Source organism: Micromonospora reichwaldensis, assembly GCF_031845925.1.
GTDB lineage: Bacteria > Actinomycetota > Actinomycetes > Mycobacteriales > Micromonosporaceae > Micromonospora > Micromonospora reichwaldensis.
Map to the genome: position 1 here is coordinate 200,452 of NZ_JAVRFL010000004.1, position 23,608 is coordinate 224,059.

Consider the following 23,608-nt stretch of genomic DNA (forward strand, 5'->3'; position numbering starts at 1 on the left):
TCACGCCCTTCAGATCTCGTGGACGGCGCGTAGCGACGCCGTCGCCGCCCGCAACGCGTCCTCGTCGGCCGGCAGGTCCTCGGGCAGACCGGCGAGGAGCTTGTCGTACGCGGCCAGGTCGAGCAGGCCGTGCCCGCTGACGCAGACCAGCACCCCGTGCCTCGCCGGGTGCCCGGACTCGCGCCCGGTCGCGACCCGGGCGGCGGCGGCCAGCGCGTGACCCGACTCCGGCGCGGGCAGCACCAGCTCGGTCAGGGCGAACGTCCGGCCGGCGGTCAGCGCCTCCCGCTGGCCCACCGCCAGCGCCGAGATCTGGTCCCGGTGCCGCATGGCGGAGATCAGCTTCGCCGCGCCGTGGAAGCGCAGCCCGGCCGAGTGCGACGCGGGGATCGCGTACCCGCTGCCGATCGTGTACATCGGCTCCATCGGGCCGGTGCCGGTGGAGTCGGTGTGGTCGTAGGCGTACACCCCACGGGTCAGCTTCGGGGTGGCGCTGGACTCGACCGCGATCAGGTCGGCGGGCACGTCCAGCTCGCCGGCCCGCCAGGCGGCGAAGAACGGCAGGGCCAGCCCGCCGAAGTTGCTGCCGGCGCCCACGCAGCCGATCACCGCGTCCACGGGGGCGTCGACGGCGGCGAGCTGGTCGATCGCCTCCAGGCCGATCACCGATTGGTGCAGGATGCTGTACGTCTCGCCGCTGCCGATGCAGAACGCCCGCTTGGGATCCGCGCGGGCGTACTCGACGGCCTCGCCGATGGCCAGCGCGAGGCTGTTGCCCTGCCCCGGCCGCTCGGCGGCGGCGCGTCCCACCCCGGTCAGCGGGCTGGGACTGGCGTGCAGCTCCGCGCCGTAGAGTCGCATCAGGCTGCCCCGGTACGGCTTGTCGCGCAGGCTCCCGCCGACCATGAAGACGGTGCAGGCCATGCCGAACGCGGCGCAGGCGGCGGCGAGGGCGCTGCCCCACTGCCCGGCGCCGGTGCCGGTGACCAGCTCCCGGAAGCCCGCCCGGTGGTAGTAGTGGGCCTGCGCCAGCGCGGTGTTGAACTTGTGGCTGCCGGAGATGTTCCCGCCCTCGTACTTGACGTAGATCGGGACGGTGGCCCCGATCTCGGCCTCGAAGCGGCGGGCCCGCCACAGCGGCGCCGGCCGGTAGGCCCGGTAGCGCTCGGCCACCGGCTCCGGGATCGGCCAGAACTCCCGGGCCGACACGCTCTGCCGGATCAGCTCCAGGGGCAGGGTGGCGGTCACCGGGCCGTCGGTGTCCTCCGGGGTCACGTCCGCGGGCAGTTCGTAGCCGAGGTGCGGCAGGACGCTGCGCCAGGCCCGGGGTGTCTCGGTCACGACTCCTCCTTCACCACGTCGGCGACGACGTCGACCAGGTCCGCGACGGTCGTGAAGACCCGCCCGGCGAAGATGTCGTCCGGCAGCGTCACGTCCAGCTCGTCCTCCAGCCGGACGAGCATGCCGAGGAAACCGAGCGAGTTGACCCGCAGCAGGTCGCCGTTGAGGGGCTCGTGGTCGTCGACCGTGCCGGGGTCGACCGCGAGCCGGGACTCGCGTACGACCAGCCGTTTCACCGCCTCGTTGATCAGGGACCGGTCCGTCATGCCGCCTCCGTCCCGTCGCCGCGCAGCCTGCCCCCGGCGTCGACGACCCAGCTCCAGGTCAGCAGGGCGGACAGGTCGACGGGCCCGCGTACGTGCAGCCGGCCCGTGCTGATGGACAGCTCCGGACCCAGCGCCATCGTCGGGCCGTCGTGCAGGCGCAGGGAGCCGTTGACCACCAGCGCGGCGGCGTCCACCCTGGCCAGGAACCCGTCCACGACCGCCGGGTCGGTGGCCACCACGCCCTCGGTGTGCCGGGAACCGAAGCGGCGGATGTGGGCCGCCGCCTCGTCGAGGTTGGCGACGGGCCGGATGCCGACCGCGCGTTCCAGGAACTCGCGGCCGTCGTCGGCGGCGGTCAGCTCGGCCACCGGCGCCCCGGCGGGCACGGCGGCGGTCAGCCGGGGGTCGACCCGCAGCAGCCACGGCTCGGTCAGCCCGGCGCCGGCCCGCAGCAGGGCCCGGGTCAGCTCCTCGGCCACGTCGGCGTGGGCCAGCACCAGTTCGAGCGTGTTGCAGGCGGTGGGCTCGCCCAGCTTGCTGTCGAGCGCGATCCGGGCGGCCAGTTCCAGGTCGGCGCTGCGGTCGACGTAGAGGTGGTTGACCCCGCCGCCGCTGGCGATCACCGGGATGGTGGAGCTGGTCTGGCAGTAGTCGATCAGCGTCGGGCTGCCCCGGGGGATCAGCACGTCGACCGCGTCGTGCCGCTTCAGCAGGGCCCGCACCAGCCGGCGGTCGGGGTCGGTGACGATCCGTACGGTGCCGTCGGGCAGCCCCGCGTCCGCCAACGCCTGCCCGACGACGACGGCGAGGGCCTGGTTGGTGGCCGCGATCTCCGACCCGCCGCGCAGGACGGCCACGTTGCCGACCGCCACCGGGAGCAGGGCGCCCTCCACCGTCACCGTCGGCCGGGCCTCGAAGATCATCAGAACCACGCCGAGCGGCTTGGGCAGCCGGCGTACGGTGGCGCCGTTGCCGGCCCGGTGTCCCTCGGTCGGCGCGGTCACCGCCGGCAGCGCCGCACGGGTCCGCGCGATCAGGTCGACCAGCGCGTCGAGGTGGCGCTTGCCGAGCGCCAGGCGGTCCACCAGCTCGGGGCCGAGGCCCGCCTCGGTGCCCCGGGCCACGTCGGTGGCGTTCGCCGCCAGGACGTCGGCCCAGCCGGCGGCGAGCCGGTCGGCGAGCGCCGCGCAGTACCGGTCGTAGCGCCCGTCGCCGGGCGGGGGCAGCTCGGCCCGGGCCCGCGTCGCGCCGTCCAGGATCTCGTCCACATCGGTCACCACATGAACTGCCCACCGTCCACGATCAGCTTCTGCCCGGTCAGGTATCCACTCGCCGGCCCGACGAGGAACTCCAGGGCGTCGGCGATCTCCTCGGTGGTGCCGATGCGGCCCCGGGGGATCTCCGCGACCACCGCCGCGCGGGCGGCCGGGTCGTCCAGCCGGAACCGGGTCACCAGCTCGTCGGTCTCGGTCATGCCCGGGATCAGGCAGTTGACCCTGATCCGGGGCGCCAGCTCCAGCGCCAGGCACTTGGTGAGCTGGAGCAGGCCGGCCTTGCTGGCGCAGTAGTTCACGCCGTTGCGGCGGGGGCGGATGCCCGTGGTGGCCCCCACGTTGACGATCACGCCGTCGCGCCCGGCCGCCAGCATCGCCGGCGCGAACGCCCGGGTCAGGTGGAAGACGCCGGAGAGGTTGGTGTCCAGCACCCGCCGCCAGTCCTCGGTCGACATCTCCAGGAACGGCCGGTCGATGTTGATGCCCGCGTTGTTGACCAGCACGGTCGGCGGGCCGTGCTCCGCGAGGACCGTCTCCACGGCGGCGCCCACCGCGTCGGCGTCGCCGACGTCGAGCCGGACCGGGTGGAACGCGGCGCCGAGCTCGGCCGCCGCCGACGCCGCCGCGACGGCGTCACCCCGGTACGGCGCGACCACCCGGTGCCCCAGCTTCACGAGTCGGCGGCTGAAGGTGAGCCCGATGCCCCGGGTGCCGCCGCTGACCACCGCGAGCGGGCTCATCGCCGCACCGCACCGGAGGCCCGGCCGAGGAAGGGCGTCACCTCGTCGACGAGCTGCGGCAGGCGCTCGGGGTCGAAGACGTCGAAGTGCCCCGCGTCGAGCCGCCCAGCGCGCAGGTCCGGTGCGAGTTCCCGCCACCGGGCCTCGGCCTCGGCGCGGAACCCGAACTCCTCGTCGGTGCACATCAGCATCAGGACCCGGCCGGCGTACGGCCGGTCGGCCCGGTAGTCGGCGAGGGCGGCGACCTGCGTGTCGAAGACCCGCCGGACCCGCTCGACGGTCGCCGGGGCGGGGCGCGGCCCGAGCATCCCGACGACGGTCTCGCGGACCCGGGCGTCCTCCTCGGCCGTGGCGCGGCGCGGCAGCGGCGTCGCGTCCACCAGCACCAGGTCGGGCAGGTGCCCCCGCTCGGCCAGCCGGACGCACAGCTCCCAGGCGACCGAGCCGCCGAGGGACCAGCCGAAGACGGCCGCCGGGACCGTGCCGTCCGCGTCCAGCGCCTGCGCCGCCGCGTCGGCCATCTCGGCGATGCTGAGTTCCGGCTCCTCGTCGGGCAGCAGGCCGGCCGCGCGTACCGCCGCGACGTTGTGGGTCTTTCCGATGGCCGCGGCGAGCCGCAGGTAGGGCTGAAGCCCGCCGCCGGCGCCCGGCAGCAGTACGCACGCCGGTCGGGCGCCCCGCCGCAGCAGGGGGACCAGCCGGCCGGGCAGCCTGGTCACGGCGTCACCGCCGCATCGTCGCCGCCGCGTCCCGTGCGGACGAGCCCCGCCAGCGTGGCCACGGTGGGGGCGGCGAAGAAGTCGACCAGCGGCACCGCCACCCCGTAGCGCTCCTGCACCTCGGCGAGGGTGGTGAAGATGTTCAGCGAGTGGGCGCCGTACTCGATGAGCGGGCGGTCCGGCCGGATGCCCTCGACGTCGAGCACCCCGCCCCACAGCCCGGCCAGCTCCCGCTCCAGGTCGTCGGCGTACGCGACCTCCGTGCTGTCGGCGCTCTGCTGCTCGACCAGCAGCTCGTCGGCGAGCCGCAGCAGGGCGTCGCGGTCGGTCTTGCCGGTCGGCGTGGTCGGAACCCGGTCGACCGGGAAGATCCACAGGGGACGCATGTAGACCGGCAGCGCCGTGGTCAGCCGTTGGCGGACCTGTTCCGGGTCGACGGTCGAGTCCGTGTCGGGACGGACGAACAGCCCGAGTTCCCGGTCGGCCCCGGCGCCCCGGACCACCGCCACCGACTGCCGGACGCCGTCGACCTGGTTCGCGACCGCCTCGATCTCGCCCAGCTCGATCCGGTATCCCCGGATCTTGACCTGGGTGTCCATCCGGCCCAGGAAGACCAGGTCGCCCCGGTCGTCGCGGACCACGAGGTCCCCGGTGCGGTACATGGTCGCGTCGGGCGCGCCGGAGAACCGGTCGGGCACGAACCGCTCGGCCGTGATCTCCGGGTCGTTGATGTAGCCGTCGGCGGGGCAGTCCCCGCCCAGGAGCAGCTCGCCGGCGACGCCGGGTGGGGCGAGGTGGCCGGTGGCGTCGACCACGTACGCGCTCACCCGCGGGTACGGCTGGCCGATCGGCACGTGGGTCGGCCACACCGCGTCCCGGTACGACAGCCGGTGCGAGGTGACCGCGTGGGTCTCGGTGGGGCCGTACAGGTTGACCAGGGTGCAGTGCGGGTGGGCGAGGAAGAAGTCGCGGATCTCGTCGTCGACGATGAGCTGCTCGCCGGAGACGCACAGGTAGCGCAGCGCGGGCAACCGGGTGCCCCGGCTCGCGGCGGTCTGCACCAGGGGGCGCAGCGCCGCGACCGGCAGGTAGACGTGGGTCACCTCGGTCCTGGCGATCCGGCTGAGGACGGCGGTGAACATCCGCCGGTCGGCCGGCTCGCGGGAGACCACCGTCCCGCCCGCCGCCAGGGTCGGCAGGATCTCCTGGAAGGAGACGTCGAAGCCGAGCGGGGCGTACTGGAGGAAGCGGGTCTCGGCGTCCATGCCGAGGGCCGCGATCTGCCAGCTCGTGAGGTTGGCCAGGGGGCGGTGTCCCATCTGGACGCCCTTGGGCTGCCCGGTGGAGCCCGACGTGTACATCACGTAGATCGGGGCGTCGGGGTCGGCCAGCGGGTCGGGCACCGGCTCCGTCGTGGCGGCCAGGTCCGCCACCGCGACCGTGGGCACGTCGGGCACCAGGGCCTCGCCGACGACGAACTCGCAGCCGGCCCGCCGGACCATGTACTCCAGCCGCTCGGCGGGCAGGCCCGGATCCAGGGGGAGGTACGCCGCGCCCCGGCGCAGGATGGCCAGGATGGCGGTCACCGTGTCGCAGAGCGTCGTCGCGGCGAGGCCCACCACGGCCCGGGGGCCGACGCCGTGCGCGGCGAGCCCGGCGCTGATCCGCTCGGCCTCGGCCAGCAACTGCCGGTAGTCGAGCCGGCGGGTCGGGTCCTCGATCGCGGGGGCGTCGGGCCGCTGCCGGGCCGCCGCCGTCACCCAGTCCCACGGCGTGTCCCCGGTCAGCGGGCTGGTCCAGCCGTCGGAGCGGACGCTGGCCGCGGCGGAGGCGTCGGCGAAGAGGTCGCCGAGCCGTTGCGAGCCGTCCCGGACCGCCCCGCGTACGGCGTCGCGCAGCGACGTGAGCAGCCCGTCGGCGACGACCGGTGCGATGAGCTGCCGGTCGTACTCGAGTTCGAGCAGCCAGCGGCCGTCGACGGGGGTGGCGCCCAGCCAGAGGTCGAACTTGGCGGTGCCGTTGCCCGGCTCCAGGACCCGCAGCACGGCCCCGCCCGGTTCCGGCGTGAAGGTGTCCTGCATGGCGAGCATCGCCGAGAACAGCGGGTTGCGGTTGCTGGACCGGTCGGGCCGTACGTCGGCGACGAGCCGGTTGAAGGTGACGTCGACGTTCGCGCGGCAGAAGTCGATGGACTCCCGGACCACCTTGCCGAGATGCTCGTCGACGGTGCGGCTCCACTCCACGTCGACGGTGACCGGCAGCGTGTTGACGAAGAAGCCGCCGAGGTCGAAGGCGCCGATCGTGCGGCGGGCCATGAACGGGCTGCCGACCAGGACGCTGGACACGTTGCCGTGCCGGGCCAGCACGGTGCCGTAGATGCCGGAGAAGAAGACGAAGGGGGAGATCTCCAGCCGCCGGCAGGTCTCCGACAGCGCGGCCGTCTCGGCAGCGCTGAGGTACCAGCTGACGCGGTCGCCGGTGAACTCCGTCTGCGCGGCGCGGCCGGGCAGGGGGGCCAGCACCAGGGGCGGGACCTCCCGCAACCGGGCCGCCCACTCCCGGGACCGGTCGACGACGCGGTCGGAGGTCGCGGTGCGGTTCTGCGCCGCCAGCTCCTTGACGAAGGCCTTCTCGCGGGCGACGCGCCGCTGCTCGGCCTCCGCCCCGGCGAGGCGGCCGGACAGTGCCTCCTGGAGGTCCCGCACCAGGGGCCCCATCGACACGCCGTCGAGGATGATGTGGTGGTCGCAGAGGAGGACGGCCACCCGGGGCTCGTCGACGCAGCGGACGACGGCGAAGCGGTACGCGGGGCCGTTGGCCAGGTCGAACTCGGGTCGGCCGATCCGCCGCTGCGCCGCGCCGACGGCCTCCTCGAAGTCGCGCAGCTGGGCCGTGACCCGTTCGAGCGGGAAGTCCTCCGGACCCGGCGGCGGGGTGAGCCGCGCGTGCATCTCCGGGAGCAGCCCGAAGACCTGCCGCATCGCCGGCTGGACGGCGACCACCGTGGCCAGCGCGCGCTCGATCGTCTCGTCGGGGATCGACGGGTCGATGTCGAAGCGGACGAGCTGGTTGTAGACGGCGCGGCCGGGCGAGCGTTCGTTGACGACCAGCAGCCCCTTCTGCGACTCGGTGATCGGCAGTCGCACCGGCCCGGTGTCCGTCGCGGGTTCCGTCCCGGCCGTCGTGGTCACCGTGTGCCCCCGGTCTCGGCGCCCACGGCGCTCAGCTCGCGTAGCCACTGCTTGAGGTCGCCGACGGTGCGGAGGTCCACGAGGCGCGTGGCGTCGATCTCCGCGTCGTCGTCGTCGGCCAGCTCGACGGCGAGCCGAAGCAGGGACAGCGATTCGAGGCCGGCCTCCAGCAGGGGGGTCGAGTCGTCGAAGGCCACCGACGCGTACTTCGCGATCGTCGTGTCGAGGTCAGCTGGAGTCGTCATCCCTGCTTCCCGTTCACCTGAGGTCGGCCGCGCCGCAATGATCGGAAACCGGGCGAGGAGCCGGGGCCGCCGATCGAGGTGGGGGTCGACTGAATTTGCGCTTGGAAGTTCTACGGGTCAGAGCATCCCGGCGCCGATGTTCTCTCGATGTTCCCGGGATGGAATGTCGTTGGTCGCTGATTCGGCCGGCACCCGGGAGCCCGTCCGGCTCCGGGCGGTTACGACGTAAAAGGGGCGCTGGCCAGTGGCGGAGGCGGGGCGGCGGTGCCCGACGGGGCGGCAATGCCGCCGTAATCGCCTCAGATGCGGCACCGGGCGACAGAAACGCCCGTACGTATTATTCGGGTCCCGGTGGACTGTCATGGCCGCCGCCGGAGGGGCCGGCTGACCCGCTGACGTGAGGATGGACACGTCCCCCCGGATGACCTATGGTGCAACCAGCGCAACGCAGAGTATTCCCATAAGGCGCGAAAGGGACTTTCCGCGATTGTTGGAGCCGCCTGTCGATACCCGTACGACCACCCTGTCAACGCGCGGACCCCGATGACCTGCGACTCCGTTCAGCCCCGGCGACCGGTTCGATCGGAATTGCCGGCGATGGCCGGGGCGGAAGTGCCGGATCGGTCCTCGACCCGCTCGGCATTGCGTGTCAGCTAATTGACAAGCACGGCCGGGTAAATGGTCCCTTATCGTTTGTCCGGGTGCTGTGCGAACTTCGCGGCGGAGTTCTGATTCACTTCTTCTAATTCAAGACCGTGCGAGGGATTGTCGTGGCCACAGCTCAAACCACAGCGCAGGCGGATCCGCCCGGAGCCAGGCGGAACGAATGGATTCTGGTCATCTTCACGGGCACCACGAACATCGCCGACGCGGTGGCCCGGATCGCCCTCCCGCTGCTCGCCGCCCAGATCAGTCGATCACCCGTCGTGGTCACCGCCGTCGCGGCCATCATGAGCCTGCCGTGGTTGGTGGCCGCGCTGCACGTCGGGGTCTTCGTCGACCGGATGGACCGGCGGGCCCTGCTGATGGGCGCCGAGATCGCCCGGATGGTCTCCGTCGGCGCGCTCCTCGTCGCCGTGCTCGCCGCGAGCCCGACCCTGGCGCTGATCTACGCCGCCGCCCTGGTCATCGGCCTGGCCGACGTGGTGGCCGGGATCGCCGGAGTCTCCATCGTCCCGTCGGCCGTGCCGAAGCACCGCTGGGAGACCGCCAACGCGCGGATCACGGCCCTGGAATACCTGTTCAACGGCTTCGCCGGGCAGCCGATCGGCGGCTTCCTGGTGGCGGTCGGGTTCGGGCTCGCGCTCAGCGTCACCGGGTTCGCCTACGTGGCCGGCGCGGTCCTGCTGCTCCTGCTGGTCGGCAACTTCAAGGTCGCGGCCCCCGAGCGCAAGCGCTCGGTCAACGAGGACATCCGCGAGGGCCTCCGGTTCCTCTGGCAGCACCGGCTGCTCCGGACGATGGCGCTGCTCATCGCGATCATGGCCGGCTGCTGGGCGGCGTGGCTCGCCCTCATCCCGGTCTACGCCGTCGGCGGCCCGCTCGGCCTCGACGAACGGCAGTACGGCTTCCTGCTCACCGGCCTCGGCGCGGGCGGGGTGATCGGCACCGTCATCGTCGGGCCGGTCAACCGGTGGATCGGCCGACGCTGGTCCATGTTCACCGACATCGTCGGCGCCTTCGCCCTCGTCGCGGCCCCGGCGCTGCTGCCCGCCGCGCCGTCCAGCGCCTGGGCCATCGGCGCCGCGGCGTTCCTCGCCGGCGCCGGCGGCACGATGTGGACGGTCAACTCCCGGTTCATCACGCAGTCGCTGGTGCCGGCCGACATGCTCGGCCGGTTCAGCGCCGCGAGCCGCCTCGTGGCCTGGGGCATGACCCCGGTCGCCGCGATCCTCGCCGGCGTCCTCGCCGAGTTCTTCTCCTACCAGGTGGCGTTCGGCTTCTTCGCGGTGCTCTGCGTGCTGCTGATCTACCCGTTCTTCAAGGTGGTCACCCGGGAGCGCATGGCTGAGGTCGACGGCCCGGCCGCCGCGCCGGCGTCCGACGGTCCGGACGAGGGCGGGGGCGCCGGCACCGCCGACGACGGCGGGGACCTGCCGGAGGCGGCGACCACCGGCGGCTCCCGGTGAGCGCGGACGGCCCGACGCTCTTCCAGGGGTTCACCGACGCGGTCCGCCGCCATCCCGACGCCCCGGCGCTGCGCGTCGCCGGGCACGAGCTGACGTACGCCGAACTCCTGGACCGGGTCGAGCGGCTGGCCACCCGGCTGGTCGCCCTGCACGGCCGCCCGCCCCGGGTCGTCGGGCTCTGCGCGTCGCGCAGCCTCGCGGCGTACGTCGGCTATCTCGCCACGCTGCGGCTGGCCGCGACCGTCGTGCCGCTCGGCCCCGACGCGCCGGCGGAACGGATCCGGCGGACCTGCGCCCACGCCGGGGTGGACGCCCTGCTCGCCGACGACGCGGGTGGCCGGGTGGCCGACGAGGCGGCCGGGCCGGTCGGCGTCCTGCACCTGCCTGACAACCCGCAGCAGCGCTGGTACGACGTGCCGGCCGAGCGGTGGACCGACGCGTACGCCGGCAGCCCCGACGACGTCGCGTACACCCTGTTCACCTCCGGATCCACCGGTACGCCCAAGGGGGTGCCGATCCGGCACCGCAATCTCGCCCCCTACCTCGCGCACTGCGTGCAGGCCTACCACGTGGGGCCGGGGTCACGGCTGTCGCAGACCTTCGAGCTGACCTTCGACCCGTCGGTGTTCGACATGTTCGTCGCCTGGTCGTCCGGCGCGCTGCTGGTGGTCGCCGCGCCCGGCGACACCCTGGCCCCCGTCCGCTACGTGAACGACAACGGGATCACCCACTGGTTCTCCGTACCGTCGGTGATCTCCCTGGCCCGCCGCCTGCGCGCCCTGCGTCCCGGCAGCATGCCGGGCCTGCGGTGGAGCCTCTTCGCCGGTGAGCAGCTCACCCTGGCCCAGGCGCGGGCGTGGGCGGACGCCGCGCCGGGCAGCACCCTGGAGAACCTGTACGGGCCCACCGAACTCACCGTCACCTGCACCCGCTACCAGCTTCCCGCCGATCCGGCGCGGTGGCCCCGCACCAGCAACGACACCGTGCCGATCGGGCGGATCCACCCGCACCTGGAGGGGGTCCTGCTGGCGGCCGACGGGGCCGCCGGAGACGACGGCGAGCTCTGCGTGCGGGGCGGCCAGCGGTTCGACGGCTACCTCGACCCCGCGCAGAACCCCGGCCGGTTCGTCGACCACGACGGCCGCCGGACGACGCCGGTCGACGGCCCGCCCGGCCCGACGAGCTGGTACCGGACGGGGGACCGGGTCCGCCGGGAGGACGGTGAGCTGGTCCACCTGGGCCGGCTCGACGACCAGGTCAAGATCCACGGCTACCGGATCGAACTGGGCGAGATCGAGTCCGTCCTGCGCCGGCACCCGGGGGTGCACGACGTCGTCGTCCTGGCGCTGCCCGGTGCCGGAGCGGTCGAGCTGCACGCGCTCTACACCTGCGACACCGTGGCGGAGGCGGCCCTGGCGGCCCTGGTGGCCGACCACCTGCCGCCCTACATGGCGCCGGCGCGGTACCACCGGGTCGAGTTCTTTCCGGTCAACGCCAACGGCAAGGTCGACCGCCGGCGGCTGGCAGCGGACGTCGGACTGGTCTGAGCGGCCCCGACTCCCACCACGCTCACGAATCGAGAGCAGAGATGCCCATCCCGCGGCAAGCACCACCCGCCCGCCTGCGTTTCCGGTTGATGGGGCCGGTGGAGTTCCACGACGGCGTCCAGTGGCGGGGGATCGGCTCGGCGAAACAGCGCGCGTTGCTGGCGATGCTGCTGCTCAAGGCCGACCAGGTGGTGTCGCTCGAACAACTGGTGGCCGAACTCTGGGACGACAGCCCGCCAGCCTCGGCCAGCGGACTCGTCGCCGGGTACGCGTGGCGGCTGCGCCGCGCCCTGAACGACCGCGACGGCCGCGTCCTGACCACCCGCAGTCCCGGCTACCGCCTGGTGGTCGCCGCGGAGACGATCGACATCGGCGAGTGCGAGCGGCTGATCAGGCAGGCCCACGCCGATCTCGCGGCCGGCCTGCCGGACGCCGCCGTCGAGGGGTTCGACGCGGCGCTGGCGCTGTGGCGCGGCGCCCCGCTGGCCGACGTCCGGCCGACCCCGCTGGTGATGGCCGAGGTGGCCCGCCTGGAGGAGACCCGGATCGCCACGGTCGAGGCCCGCATCGGCGCCGAGCTGGAGCTGGGCCGGCACGGCATGCTGCTGCCGGAACTCAAGGTGCTCGTCAGCCAGCATCCGCTGCGGGAACGCCTGCACGCCCACCTGATGACCGCCCTGTACCGCGACGGCCAGCAGGCGGTCGCCCTGGGTGCGTACCGCGACCTGCGGCGGTTGCTGGTCGACGAGCTGGGCATCGAGCCCAGCGAGTCCCTGCGCGACCTGGAACAGCGGATCCTGCGCAACGATCCGGCGCTGCGGCTGCACCACCCCGGGGCCCGCCCGCCCGTGCGGGTGGTCACGCCGAGCCCGCCGGCCTCCCGGTTCCCCGCCGACCCGGTGGCCCTGCACGGGCGGGGGGCCGAGCTGGGCCGTCTGGTCAAGGGCGTGCGGTCCGGGCGGCCGGGCGTGGTCCAGGGGCTGGCCGGCGCCGGCAAGACCGCCCTGGCGGTGCGCGCCGCGCACGAGCTGGCCGCGGAGCACCCGGGCGGGTCGGTGTTCGTGCCCATGGGCGGGGGGACACCCGACGGGCCGGCGGAGGCCGCCCGGGCGGTGCGGGTCCTGGCCGAGGCGCTCGGGTTGTCGTCGCCGACGGGCGACCACCCCGCGTCGGGCTGGTCGGCCCTGCTGACCGGCCGTCGGGTCGTGGTCGTCCTCGACGACGTGGCGACCGCCGCCCAGGTACGCGTCCTCGGGCCGGTGCCCGTCGGCTGCGCCCTGATCGTCACCTCACGCTCCGGGATGACCACCCTCGACGGGGCCACCCGGGTCTCCGTCGGCTCCCTCGACACGGACGACGCGCTCGACATGCTCCGGTACCACCTCGGCGCCGAGCGGGTGGACGCCGAGCCCGAGGCGGCGCGCACCCTCGTGGAGCGCTGCGACGCGCTGCCCCTGGCCCTGCGGATCGCGGCCGCCCGGCTGGCGACGCGGCAGAACTGGTCGCTCGCCGCCTTCGCCGCCCGGCTGGCCGATCCCGCCGCCCGGCTCGACGCCCTGGTCTGCGAGTCGATGTCGATCCGGGACTGCCTCGCCGGCGCGGTGCGGGTGCTGACCCGGTACGGCGACGGCGACGGCGTGGCGCTGCGGGCCCTGCGGCTGCTGAGCCGGCTGGACCGGGGCCTGGTCAGCGTGTCGAACCTCGCCGCGCTGTCGGGCCAGCCGATGGCCGCCGCCGAGGTCGCCGCCGAACGCCTGGTCGACGCGGGGCTCGCCGAGGCGCTGCCCGACGGCCGCTACCGGATCCCCGAGCTCGTCCGCGCCCACGTACGCGAACTGGGCCGCAGCCCGGAGTGCGACCAGGTCGTGGCCCTGCGCGGTCAGCATTCCCCCACGACTGCCCGGCCGCGCCGGTGAGCCGGCCCGCACGGGCCCGCGGCGCGGCGGCCGGCGGCTGGTCGTCGCCGGGTCGGCCGTCGGACGGGCCGGTCAGGCGACGGCGATCGCCTCGATCTCGATGATCCACTCCGGGTCGAAGATCCCGGTGACGATCACCGTCAGCGCCGGGCGGTGTGCGCCGAGCACCTCGTTGCGGACCTTGGTGTTGACGTCGGCGTGCCGGCGGTCGGCCAGGAACGTGGTCACCTTGACCAGATTGTCGACGTCCATGCCGGCGTCGGCGAGGACGGCCCGGATGTTGTCCCAGACCAGCCGGCACTGCGCCTCGGGGGTGGCCGGGACGTGGCCGTCCCGGGACTGGGGGATCTGCCCGCTGATGAACAGCATCCGTCCGGCGGTCTGGACCTCCAGCGCGTTGTGGTAACCGCCCGTGGCCTCCGGCACCGATTCGGGGTTGATCGGCCTCATCTGCATGGTCTCGATCACGTGAAGTCCTTCCGATTGTCCGGGGGAATCCGGATTACGGACTGTGACCTTAGTCTAAAGGTCGTCCCGGGGGACCGAATCCCGGACGGACCGGAACCGCGTCTCGTCCGGGTGCCTTCTGGTACCCGGATCGGGCTCTCGCCCAACCTTCCCCGGCGACGGGAACCCCGATGGTGGTGCCGACCGTCTGACTCCGGGGGTTGACCTGAAGCGGGATTGAGGTTGTCGGATGGGGGCATGCGTGCGATTCGGCTTCACGAGTTCGGTCCCCCCGGAAACCTGGTGCTCGACGACCTGCCCGACCTGACACCCGGCCCAGGCCAGGTCCGGATCGCGGTGTCGGCGAGCGGCGTGCACCTGCTCGACACGACCCTGCGCCGGGGCGAGGCCGGTGGCCCGCTCCCGCTGCCCGACCTGCCCACCATCCCCGGCCGGGAGGTCGCCGGCGTCGTCGACGAGCTGGGCGAGGGCGTGGACGGGGCGTGGCGCGGGCGGCGGGTCGTCGCGCACCTGGGCATGGTGCCGGGCGGGTACGCCGAGCAGGCGGTCACCGACGTCGGCTCGCTGTACGCCGTACCGCCGGGGCTGACCGACGCCGAGGCGGTGGCCGCGATCGGCACGGGCCGTACCGCCCTCGGGGTCTTCGACCTGGAACGGCCGACGGCGGACGACGTCGTCTTCGTGCCGTCGGCGGCCGGCGGGCTCGGCTGGCTCCTGGTGCAGGCCGCGCGGACGACCGGCGCCACCGTGGTGGCGGCGGCGCGCGGGGCCGACCGGACGGCGAAGGTGCGCGAGCTGGGCGCGGACCTCGTGGTGGACTACGGCCGCCCGGACTGGACCGAGGTGGTGCGGGACCGGGTCGGCGGCCTGAGCCTGGTGTACGACGGGGTGGGCGGCGCGGTGGGCCGGGCCGCCCTGGAGCTGACGAGGCCGGGCGGCCGGTTCATGATGTTCGGCTGGTCGGCGGGCGAGGCGACCCGGATCGACACCGGCGACGTCATCGGCCGGGGCCTGACCGTGGGCTGGCTGGGTCAGCGGCTCCGCGCCCTGCCCGGCGGCATCCCGGCGCTGGCCGCCCGGTCGCTGGAGCTGGCCGGGCAGGGCTGGTGGCGACCGCTGGTCTCGACCTACCCGCTGGCCGACGCCGCCGCCGCGCACGCCGACCTGGAGGGGCGCCGGGCGCTCGGCAAGGTGGTGCTGACCGTCGCACGCTGACCCGGCGCCTCAGCCGACCGGCCGGCGGGCCACCAGGTACGCCTGCGGCGTGCGCTCCTGTTGGAAGGGGTACGTCTCCGGCTCGCGCACCAGCCGGGCGCGCACGTCCAGTCCGGCCTCGGTCAGCAGCTCGGCGACCCGGTCCGGTCGCCGACGCCGGAAGCTCAGCGAGATCGAGTGGCCGCCGAACCCCTCGGTCAGGTGCAGCGGCTCGTCGCCGACCTGGAACGCCAGGACCAGGTGACCGCCGGGCGCCAACACACGGCGGAGGTCGGCGAAGGCGGCCGGGAGCAGTTCGTCCGGGACGTGGATGGTCGAGTACCAGGCCACGACGCCCCCGAGCGAGGCGTCCGGCAGCTCCAGGTGGGGCATCGCGCCCACCTCGAAGCGCAGGTCGGGGTGGGCGCGGCGGGCGATCTCGACCATCCGTGGGGAGAGGTCGATGCCGAAGACGTCCAGCCCGAGCCCGTGCAGGTACCCGGTGAGCCGACCGGGCCCGCAGCCGACGTCGGCGACGGGCCCGTTCCCGGCGGCCCGCACGAGGTCGGCGAAGCCGGTGAGGACCGCCCGGTCCCACGGCATGTCGGCCAGCGCGTCCTGGAACTGCTCGGCGTACTCGGCGGCCATGGCGTCGTAGGATGCCCGGGTGTCGTGCAGGTGGTCCGGTCCGGTCACGCCCACGCACGCTACCGGCCCCGGGCCGGGCGGCGGACACCTCCTCGAACGCCCGAGGTACGCCGGCGCGGCGTCCGTGTCGCACCGGCCCGGGGCTTCGACGCGGCACCGCCGTACGTGGGGATATTTGTGTAACGAGATTTGCGCACAAGACGCTGCGACGGCAGTCCGCGCGGAATCTCATTGGCGGGAATAGGCTCCGTCGTATCGGCGGCCAGCACGGCGATGGCCATCGCGTACCGGAGGTCGGACGCGGATCGAGGGGGCGCGTCCGGCGCCGGTGTCGCCGCCTCCCGTCGCGGCCCGGCTCCGTCAGCTCCCCGGGAGCTGCTCGGCCCTCGTGACCACCCGGTCGATCAGGCCGTACTCGCGGGCCTGCTCGGCGGTGAACCACCGGTCGCGGTCCCAGTCCCGCTGGATCTCCTCCAGGCTGCGCCCGCTGTGCCGGGCGATCAGCTCCTGCATGGTCCGCTTCACGTGCAGCATGTTCTCCGCCTGGATCGTGATGTCCGCGGCGGTGCCGCCCATCCCGCCGGACGGCTGGTGCATCATGATCCGTGAGTGGGGCAGCGCGTAACGCTTGCCGGCCGTGCCCGCGCAGAGCAGGAACTGCCCCATCGAGCCGGCGAAGCCGAGCGCCACCGTCGCCACGTCGTTGCGGACGAACCGCATCGTGTCGTAGACGGCCATGCCCGCGCTGACCGAGCCACCCGGCGAGTTGATGTAGAGCACGATGTCGCGCTCCGGGTCCTCGGCGGCGAGCAGCAGCATCTGGGCGCAGATCTGGTTCGCCGAGGCGTCGGTGACCTCGGTGCCGAGGAAGATGATCCGCTCCTTCAGCAGCCGGTCGAACACCTGGTCGCCGAAGGACGGCTGCCCACCGTCCAACATCCGCACGTCGAGACCGATCATCGCGTCCGCCCTTCCGGCACTGCCGGCGGGCGACCGGAGGGGCGCCCGGGGGACCGGCACCTCCAGCCTGCGCGGAACGGGGCGCGCGGGGCCAGCCATTCTGCCGGCGGCAGATCAGCCGACGGCAGAACCGGCCGGCCTAGACGACGGTCAACGTCCGCGCGCCCGCCCGCGTCCGCCCGCAGCCCAGCGCGACGCGGGTACGCGGGCCGGAGCGCCCGCCCACGGCGGAGGCGGGCCGCCCGACCCGCAGGGTCGTGCCGCCCGGACGCGGAGCCAGGTGGAGCAGGGGGCCGCCGGCCCGGGGAGCGACCCGTACGGCCGGGGTGACGGCGTCGGGTCGGCCGACCTCCGCCCGCTCCAGCCGGGCCAGGCCGGCCCGGGGCGCGGCCGGGATGCGCGGCTCGACCCGACGCAGGTCGTCGCGCGCCTCCTCCAGCAGGTCGGACAGGTGGATGCCGAGCGCCCGGCAGATCGCCGCGAGCACCTCCGACGAGGCCTCCTTGCGACCGCGTTCGACCTCGGACAGGTAGGGCACCGACACTCCGGCGGCCTCGGCCACCTCGCGCAGCGTGCGGCCCTGCCGCAGCCGCAGCCGGCGCAGCACCCCGCCGATCACTCGTCGCAGCAACGACATGCGGGCCTCACTCTCGGGCTCGTCGTCCGGGACACCCCCATCATGCCCCCTGTCGGACGCGCGGGTCGTCCCGTCGTGCCGCGCGTCGTGGGGTGAGCCGTGGTGACCCGGGTCGACGACCTCCCCGTGCGAGATCCGCGCAGGCCGCTATGTTGTGGTCGTGCAGGCGACGACAGGGCCGGGACAGGCCCTCACGTGATCCACTTTCCCGCCCAGCGACGGGGCCCCCTGAGCGCGCTGAGTCTCCGGCTGGCCGCCGCCATCGGTCTGGTCTTCGCCACCGTCGCCGTGGTCTACCTCGACCGGGACGGCTACCGCGACGTCAACGAGGACGCGCTGACCCTCCTCGACTGCTTCTACTACGCGGTGGTCACCCTCTCGACCACCGGCTACGGGGACATCACCCCGGTCAGCCAGACGGCCCGGCTGATCAACGTCGTCTACATCACGCCGGCCCGGGTGATCTTCCTGATCATCCTGGTCGGCACCACCCTGGAAGTGCTGACCGAGCAGTACCGCACCGGGCGTCGCCTGTCGCGGTGGAGGAGAGCCGTGAAGGACCACGTCATCATCTGCGGCTACGGCACGAAGGGCCGCAGCGCGGTCTCCGCCCTGCTGGAGAACGGGCTCGACAAGTCCCGGATCGTGGTGGTGGAACGCAGCGGTCCGGCGCTGCGGCAGGCCACCTCGGCCGGCCTGGTGGCGATCGAGGGCTCGGCGACCCGCTCGTCGGTGCTCAACGAGGCGCACGTACGCAACGCCAAGGCGGTGATCATCGCGACCGACAGCGACGACGCCTCGGTCCTGGTGGCGTTGACCGTACGGCAGCTCACCGCCGGGCAGGTGCGGATCATCGCCGCCGCCCGGGAGGCGGAGAACGCTCCCCTGCTCAAGCAGAGTGGTGCCCACCACGTGATCGTCTCCTCGGCCACCGCCGGCCGGCTGCTGGGCCTGTCCACCTCGGCCCCGCCGCTGATCGACGTGGTGGAGGACCTGCTCACCCCCGGCCAGGGCATGGCGCTGGCGATGCGCTCCGCCGAGCGCTCCGAGGTGGGACGCTCGCCCCGCGAGCTGGAATCGCTGGTCATCGCCCTGGTCCGGCGGGGCAAGGTGGTCACCCTGGCAGACAAGGCCGGCGCGGTCATCGAGACCGGCGACATGCTGGTACACGTACGCGACGACCGTCCTCAGGCGACCGCCGCTCCCTGACCGGTCCCGCCGCGCCCGGTCAGGCTCTTGGGCTGAGTCAAGAATCCCCTTTACGGATCTATCTCGACGACGGAATGCTTGCTACCGTTTGGCGGCTCGGAATTGCCAGCGGGTGTGACAATTGACCGCAGTCGACGCACTGTCGCTGGCTCCGGCGACGGGGGCAACATCTTTCGCGCGGAGGCTCTGGCCTCGGGCGTTGACTGTCGTCTTCCCGTCCGGTCGGGCATCTCCGCTGCGCCGTTCCGAGTGCCTCGTTAATCGAATGACGGGAAACAATAAGTGGCTGAAGTGGCAAATTCCGCAGGATCCGGACGACGCTGGTCGGCCGGCGTCGTGGCGGGCCTCGCCCTGGCGGGCGCGGCAGTCGTCGCGCCCGTGACCGTCGCGCAGGCCGCCCCCGCCGGGGGTGGCGTGTACGACGCGGCGAGCGGTTCTCAGGCCGAGCGCCCGAGGAAGCTGCCGAACCTGCAGAAGGGCAAGATCGAACTGCCCACGCCGGGCGCCAAGGGGCCTCGCTTCCAGTCGGGCACGAGTGCGAAGCCGCGCATCGTCGGGGGAGGTCTCGCCAGCGCGTCGGAGTTCCCGTACATCGTCGGTGTCGTCAGCACGCTGCAGATCGACGGCACGTACTACTGGTGGTGGTGCACCGGCACGATCGTCGCACCCAACAAGGTGCTGACGGCCGCGCACTGCACCGCCGACGGCCCGGGCACCACCCGGGTCATCGCCGGCAACGACCAGCTCCTCGACGAGCAGGGCAACATCCTCGACGGCAGTGGGTACGTCGCCGAGGTCGGTTCCACCTGGACCCACCAGGGCTGGAACATCGTCGAGAACTACAACGACCCGTCGGTTCCGCTGCAGAACGACATCTCGGTGCTCACCCTCAAGAAGAACCTGCCGACCGAGTACACGCCGGTGTCGCTGAGCACGCAGGGCGACGCGACGCCGTACGCGGCCGGCACCTCCGCGGTGATCGCCGGTTACGGCATCGCCTACGACGGCGCCGGTAACGAGGTCGACGACAGTCGGCTGCGCAAGGCGACGGTGCCGATCCGGTCCGACTCCGTCTGCGGCAGCTACATGGTGCAGTACAACCCGGCCGGGATGACCTGTGCGGGTGAGGGCGGGGGTACCCCGACGAATCCGGTCCCCGACACGTGCTCCGGCGACTCCGGCGGCCCGCTCATGGTCGGCGGCAAGCAGGTCGGTGTCACCACCTGGGGTTCCGTCGTCTGTGGTTCGGAGCCGGGCTACTACGTGCGGCTGAACAACTACGTCAACACGGTGAAGGCCGACTTCACCCGGCCGCCGCTGATCAACGCCGACTGGTCCGGCGACGGGCACACCGACCTGATCGGCCGGGACACCGCCGGCAACCTGCAGCTGTTCTACGGCGCCGGGTTCGCCAACAACGGGGTCGGCGGCTTCTACTACGCTCCCCGCCAGATCAACTCCGGTTGGGGCAGCTTCAAGCGGGTCTTCCGCGTCTACAACTGGAACGGCGACCACAAGCCGTCCATCATGGCGATGAAGACCAGCGGCGAGTTGTACATCTACAACAGCGACGGCGCGGGCAACTTCGCCGGCGGCGGCAAGCTGATCGGCACCGGCTGGGCGAACTTCACCGCCCTCATGGTGACCAACAACTGGATGGGCAACAACCGGCCGAGCCTGCTGGTCCGCAAGTCCAACGGCGATCTCATCCGCTACACCAGCAACGGGGCGGGCGGCTGGGAGAACCCGGCGGGTACCCGGATCGGCACCGGCTGGAACGGGTTCAACCTGTTCCTCACGCCGGGCGCCTGGAAGGGCGACGGACTTGAGGTGATCATCGGCCGTACGTCGACCGGCGTCCTCAAGATGTACCAGTCCGACGGCGCCGGTGGTTGGACCAACCCGGCCGGCACCCAGATCGGCAGCGGCTGGGCCAACTTCAAGAACATCATGACGCTGGGCGACTGGAACGGCGACAACATGATGGACATGCTGGGCATCAACAGCAGCAACCAGATGCGGCTCTACACCACCAACGGCAAGGGCGACTGGATCGATGCCAGCGGCAAGGTGATCGCCAGCGGCTGGGGCGACTACAACCTGATCTTCTGATCAGGGGAGTCCCATCCGGGAAGTAACGAAAAAGGGGCCCGCAACCGACCGGTTGCGGGCCCCTTTCTCGTCGTACCGGCACCGTGGCGGCCGGTCGCGACCCTTGGCGGGATGGCGGCCGGCCGCGCCGGTCAGAGGATGGTCCAGGTGTCCCCGCTGGCGAGGAGGCCCGCGAGCTGCTGCTCCGGGGTCTCGGTGACCTTCGCCTTCGCCTCGGCGAGTTGCTCCTGCACCACGCTGTCGTACGACGGCCGGTCCACCGAGCGGAACACACCGATCGGGGTGTTCCGCAGGTCCAGGCCGGGCAGGCGGGACAGCGCGAAGGCGTACGCCGGGTCGGTGACCGTCGCGTCGTGTACGACGATCTCACCCGGGCTGACCGACGCGGTCTCCCGGACCTCCAGGCCGAACCCGCCGGGCGGGTGCACGACGCAGAACTGCCCGTCCTTGCCGAACGTGATCGGCTGCCCGTGCTCCAGCCGGATCAGGAAATCGTCGCGGGTGGCCGGCTCCTTGAGCTGGTCGAACGCGCCGTCGTTGAAGATGTTGCAGTTCTGGTAGATCTCCACGAACGCCGAGCCCTGGTGCTCCGCCGCCGCCCGCAGCACCGACTGGAGGTGCTTGCGGTCCGAGTCGATGGTGCGGCCCACGAAGGTGGCCTCGGCCCCGAGGGCGAGCGACAGCGGGTTGAACGGCGCGTCGGCCGAGCCCGCCGGGGTCGACTTCGTGACCTTCCCGACCTCGGAGGTCGGCGAGTACTGCCCCTTCGTCAGGCCGTAGATCCGGTTGTTGAACAGCAGGATCTTCAGGTTGACGTTGCGGCGCAGCGCGTGGATCAGGTGGTTGCCGCCGATGGAGAGCGCATCGCCGTCACCGGTGACCACCCAGACCGACAGGTCGGGCCGGCTGGCCGACAGGCCGGTGGCGATCGCCGGGGCGCGGCCGTGGATCGAGTGCATCCCGTAGGTGTTCATGTAGTACGGGAAGCGCGACGAGCAGCCGATGCCCGAGACGAAGACGATCCGCTCGCGCGGGATGTTCAGCTCCGGCATGAACTGCTGGATCGCGGCGAGGATCGCGTAGTCGCCGCAGCCGGGGCACCAGCGCACCTCCTGGTCGGACTTGAAGTCCTTGGCGGTGAGCTTGAGGGCGACGGGCTCAGACATTCTTCAGGACCTCTTCCAGCATCGTCTCCAGCTCGTTGGCCGTGAACGGCAGGCCGCGGACCTGGTTGTAGCCGATCGCGTCGACCAGGTACTTAGCCCGGATCACGTGGGCGAGCTGGCCGAGGTTCATCTCGGGGATGACCACGCGGTCGTAGGAGCGCAGCACCGTGCCGAGGTTGGCCGGCATCGGGGCCAGGTGCCGCAGGTGCGCCTGCGCGATGGCGTGGCCGCGTTGGCGCAGGCCCCGGCACGCCGCGCCGATCGGCCCGTACGTGGAGCCCCAGCCGAGCACCAGCACCCGGGCGTCGCCGTCCGGGTCCTCGACCTCGACGTCCGGCACCGGGATCGTCTCGATCCGGGCCGCCCGGGTGCGCACCATGAAGTCGTGGTTCGCCGGGTCGTACGAGATGTCGCCGGTCTTGTCGGCCTTCTCCAGGCCGCCGATGCGGTGCTCCAACCCGGCGGTGCCCGGGACGGCCCACGGCCGGGCCAGGGTCTCCGGGTCGCGCAGGTACGGCAGGAACGTGGTGCCGTCGTCGCCGTTGGGCTTCGTGGCGAACTCGACCCGCAGGTCGGGCAGCGACTCGACGTCGGGCAGCAGCCACGGCTCGGAGCCGTTGGCGACGTAGTTGTCGGACAGCAGGATGACCGGCGTGCGGTAGGTCAGCGCGATCCGGGCCGCCTCGATGGCCGCGTGGAAGCAGTCCGACGGCGACTTCGGCGCGATCACCGCGATCGGGGCCTCGCCGTGGCGGCCGTAGAGCGCCATGTTGAGGTCGGCCTGCTCGGTCTTGGTGGGCATGCCCGTGGAGGGACCGGCCCGCTGCACGTCGACGATGACCAGCGGCAGCTCCAGCGCCACCGCGAGGGAGATCGTCTCGCTCTTGAGCGCGACGCCCGGGCCGCTGGTGGTGGTGACGCCGAGCGAGCCGCCGTACGACGCGCCCAACGCCGCGCCGACCGCGGCGATCTCGTCCTCGGCCTGCATGGTGAGCACGCCGAAGCGCTTGTGCTTGCTGAGCTCGTGCAGGATGTCCGAGGCCGGGGTGATCGGGTAGGCGCCCAGGAAGACCGGCAGCCCGGAGCGGACGCCGGCGGCGACCAGGCCGAGCGACAGGGCCGCGTTGCCGGTGATGTTGCGGTAGGTGCCCGGCCGCATCTTCGCCGGCTTGACCTCGTAGCGGACCGCGAAGTCCTCGGTGGTCTCGCCGAAGTTCCAGCCGGCCCGGAACGCCGCGACGTTCGCCGCGACCAGCTCGGGACGGGCGGCGAACTTGCGCTCCAGGAAGCGCAGCGTCGACTCGTACGGCCGGTTGTACATCCAGGAGAGCAGGCCGAGGGCGAACATGTTCTTGGCCCGCTCGGCGTCCTTCTTGGAGACCGCCTGATCGGCGAGCGCGCCCACCGTCATCGAGGTCAGCGCCACCGGGTGCACCACGTAGCCGGCGAGGGAGTCGTCCTCGAGCGGGTTCGACTGGTAGCCGACCTTGGCCAGGTTGCGCTTGGTGAACTCGTCGGTGTTGACGATGATGTCCGCGCCCCGCGGCAGGTCGGCGAGGTTGGCCTTGAGCGCCGCCGGGTTCATCGCCACCAGCACGTTCGGCGAGTCGCCGGGGGTGAGGATGTCGTAGTCGGCGAAGTGCACCTGGAAGCTCGACACGCCCGGCAGGGTGCCGGCGGGAGCCCGGATCTCCGCCGGGAAGTTCGGCAACGTGGAGATGTCGTTGCCCAGCTGCGCGGTCTCCGAGGTGAACCGGTCGCCGGTGAGCTGCATGCCGTCGCCGGAGTCACCGGCGAACCGGATCACCACCCGGTCCAGTTGACGGATCTGCTTGGTCACGCCTGC

19 protein-coding genes are annotated in these 23,608 nt (G+C 72.7%); 6 read left to right on the forward strand and 13 right to left on the reverse strand.

The window, feature by feature from the left end; all coding sequences use genetic code 11:
• Positions 1-9 precede the first annotated feature (9 nt).
• Genes RM555_RS04735 through RM555_RS04765 form a run of 7 tightly spaced genes read right to left on the reverse strand, consistent with a single transcriptional unit; the run spans position 10 to position 7,776 of the window.
• Positions 10-1,341 (reverse strand): TrpB-like pyridoxal phosphate-dependent enzyme, encoded by a 1,332-nt coding sequence (locus tag RM555_RS04735; protein ID WP_311410616.1) that lies wholly within the window; start codon positions 1,339-1,341, stop codon positions 10-12.
• The gene (locus RM555_RS04740) at positions 1,338-1,607 is read right to left on the reverse strand and encodes an acyl carrier protein (RefSeq protein WP_151453759.1); all 270 of its coding nucleotides are present in this window, start codon (positions 1,605-1,607) and stop codon (positions 1,338-1,340) included. Before RM555_RS04740 ends, RM555_RS04735 begins: the two co-directional genes overlap by 4 nt.
• Positions 1,604-2,884, reverse strand: a complete 1,281-nt coding sequence (locus tag RM555_RS04745; protein WP_311410617.1) for a glutamate-5-semialdehyde dehydrogenase — start codon at positions 2,882-2,884, stop codon at positions 1,604-1,606. The genes RM555_RS04740 and RM555_RS04745 overlap by 4 nt, the downstream gene beginning before the upstream one ends.
• Positions 2,881-3,621, reverse strand: coding sequence for an SDR family NAD(P)-dependent oxidoreductase (locus RM555_RS04750; RefSeq protein ID WP_311410618.1), 741 nt, complete (start codon positions 3,619-3,621; stop codon positions 2,881-2,883). Before RM555_RS04750 ends, RM555_RS04745 begins: the two co-directional genes overlap by 4 nt.
• Positions 3,618-4,340, reverse strand: coding sequence for an alpha/beta fold hydrolase (locus RM555_RS04755; protein WP_311410619.1), 723 nt, complete (start codon positions 4,338-4,340; stop codon positions 3,618-3,620). The genes RM555_RS04750 and RM555_RS04755 overlap by 4 nt, the downstream gene beginning before the upstream one ends.
• The gene (locus RM555_RS04760) at positions 4,337-7,531 is read right to left on the reverse strand and encodes a non-ribosomal peptide synthetase (protein ID WP_311410620.1); all 3,195 of its coding nucleotides are present in this window, start codon (positions 7,529-7,531) and stop codon (positions 4,337-4,339) included. The genes RM555_RS04755 and RM555_RS04760 overlap by 4 nt, the downstream gene beginning before the upstream one ends.
• Complete coding sequence (locus RM555_RS04765; protein ID WP_311410621.1) at positions 7,528-7,776, reverse strand: phosphopantetheine-binding protein; 249 nt, start codon at positions 7,774-7,776, stop codon at positions 7,528-7,530. The genes RM555_RS04760 and RM555_RS04765 overlap by 4 nt, the downstream gene beginning before the upstream one ends.
• Positions 7,777-8,546: 770 nt before the next feature.
• Between RM555_RS04765 and RM555_RS04770 the strand changes: the two genes are divergently transcribed.
• The 3 genes from RM555_RS04770 to RM555_RS04780 are packed head-to-tail and all read left to right on the forward strand — an operon-like array spanning position 8,547 to position 13,368.
• Positions 8,547-9,905 carry an MFS transporter gene (locus RM555_RS04770; protein WP_311410622.1) on the forward strand — a complete coding sequence of 453 codons (1,359 nt, stop codon included), beginning with the start codon at positions 8,547-8,549 and terminating at the stop codon, positions 9,903-9,905.
• Positions 9,902-11,452: an amino acid adenylation domain-containing protein gene (locus RM555_RS04775; protein ID WP_311410623.1), complete on the forward strand. Its 1,551-nt coding sequence runs from the start codon at positions 9,902-9,904 to the stop codon at positions 11,450-11,452. Before RM555_RS04770 ends, RM555_RS04775 begins: the two co-directional genes overlap by 4 nt.
• Positions 11,453-11,493: 41 nt before the next feature.
• Positions 11,494-13,368, forward strand: coding sequence for an AfsR/SARP family transcriptional regulator (locus RM555_RS04780; protein ID WP_311410624.1), 1,875 nt, complete (start codon positions 11,494-11,496; stop codon positions 13,366-13,368).
• A gap of 72 nt (positions 13,369-13,440) precedes the next feature.
• Here the strand turns inward: RM555_RS04780 and RM555_RS04785 are convergent, their stop codons facing one another.
• Positions 13,441-13,836: a RidA family protein gene (locus RM555_RS04785; RefSeq protein ID WP_151455537.1), complete on the reverse strand. Its 396-nt coding sequence runs from the start codon at positions 13,834-13,836 to the stop codon at positions 13,441-13,443.
• A gap of 237 nt (positions 13,837-14,073) precedes the next feature.
• On the opposite strand from RM555_RS04785, the gene RM555_RS04790 reads away from it, so the two are divergent.
• Positions 14,074-15,051 carry a zinc-binding dehydrogenase gene (locus RM555_RS04790; RefSeq protein WP_311410625.1) on the forward strand — a complete coding sequence of 326 codons (978 nt, stop codon included), beginning with the start codon at positions 14,074-14,076 and terminating at the stop codon, positions 15,049-15,051.
• Between the two features lie 9 nt (positions 15,052-15,060).
• Here the strand turns inward: RM555_RS04790 and RM555_RS04795 are convergent, their stop codons facing one another.
• The 3 genes from RM555_RS04795 to RM555_RS04805 form a co-directional block, all read right to left on the reverse strand.
• Positions 15,061-15,726, reverse strand: a complete 666-nt coding sequence (locus tag RM555_RS04795; protein ID WP_311410626.1) for a class I SAM-dependent DNA methyltransferase — start codon at positions 15,724-15,726, stop codon at positions 15,061-15,063.
• 312 nt (positions 15,727-16,038) lie between these two features.
• Positions 16,039-16,638: a ClpP family protease gene (locus RM555_RS04800; RefSeq protein WP_132231676.1), complete on the reverse strand. Its 600-nt coding sequence runs from the start codon at positions 16,636-16,638 to the stop codon at positions 16,039-16,041.
• A 139-nt stretch (positions 16,639-16,777) separates the two neighbouring features.
• Positions 16,778-17,275 (reverse strand): helix-turn-helix domain-containing protein, encoded by a 498-nt coding sequence (locus RM555_RS04805; RefSeq protein WP_311410627.1) that lies wholly within the window; start codon positions 17,273-17,275, stop codon positions 16,778-16,780.
• Positions 17,276-17,470: 195 nt separating this feature from the next.
• On the opposite strand from RM555_RS04805, the gene RM555_RS04810 reads away from it, so the two are divergent.
• Complete coding sequence (locus RM555_RS04810; RefSeq protein ID WP_311410628.1) at positions 17,471-18,484, forward strand: potassium channel family protein; 1,014 nt, start codon at positions 17,471-17,473, stop codon at positions 18,482-18,484.
• Positions 18,485-18,775: 291 nt separating this feature from the next.
• Positions 18,776-20,596 carry a trypsin-like serine protease gene (locus RM555_RS04815; RefSeq protein ID WP_311410629.1) on the forward strand — a complete coding sequence of 607 codons (1,821 nt, stop codon included), beginning with the start codon at positions 18,776-18,778 and terminating at the stop codon, positions 20,594-20,596.
• A gap of 131 nt (positions 20,597-20,727) precedes the next feature.
• Here the strand turns inward: RM555_RS04815 and RM555_RS04820 are convergent, their stop codons facing one another.
• Together RM555_RS04820 and RM555_RS04825 are read right to left on the reverse strand one after the other, a co-directional pair.
• Entirely contained in the window at positions 20,728-21,762 is a 1,035-nt protein-coding gene (locus RM555_RS04820) for a 2-oxoacid:ferredoxin oxidoreductase subunit beta (protein WP_089002176.1), read from the reverse strand.
• Positions 21,755-23,602 (reverse strand): 2-oxoacid:acceptor oxidoreductase subunit alpha, encoded by a 1,848-nt coding sequence (locus RM555_RS04825; RefSeq protein ID WP_311410630.1) that lies wholly within the window; start codon positions 23,600-23,602, stop codon positions 21,755-21,757. The genes RM555_RS04820 and RM555_RS04825 overlap by 8 nt, the downstream gene beginning before the upstream one ends.
• Between the last annotated feature and the right edge of the window lie 6 nt (positions 23,603-23,608).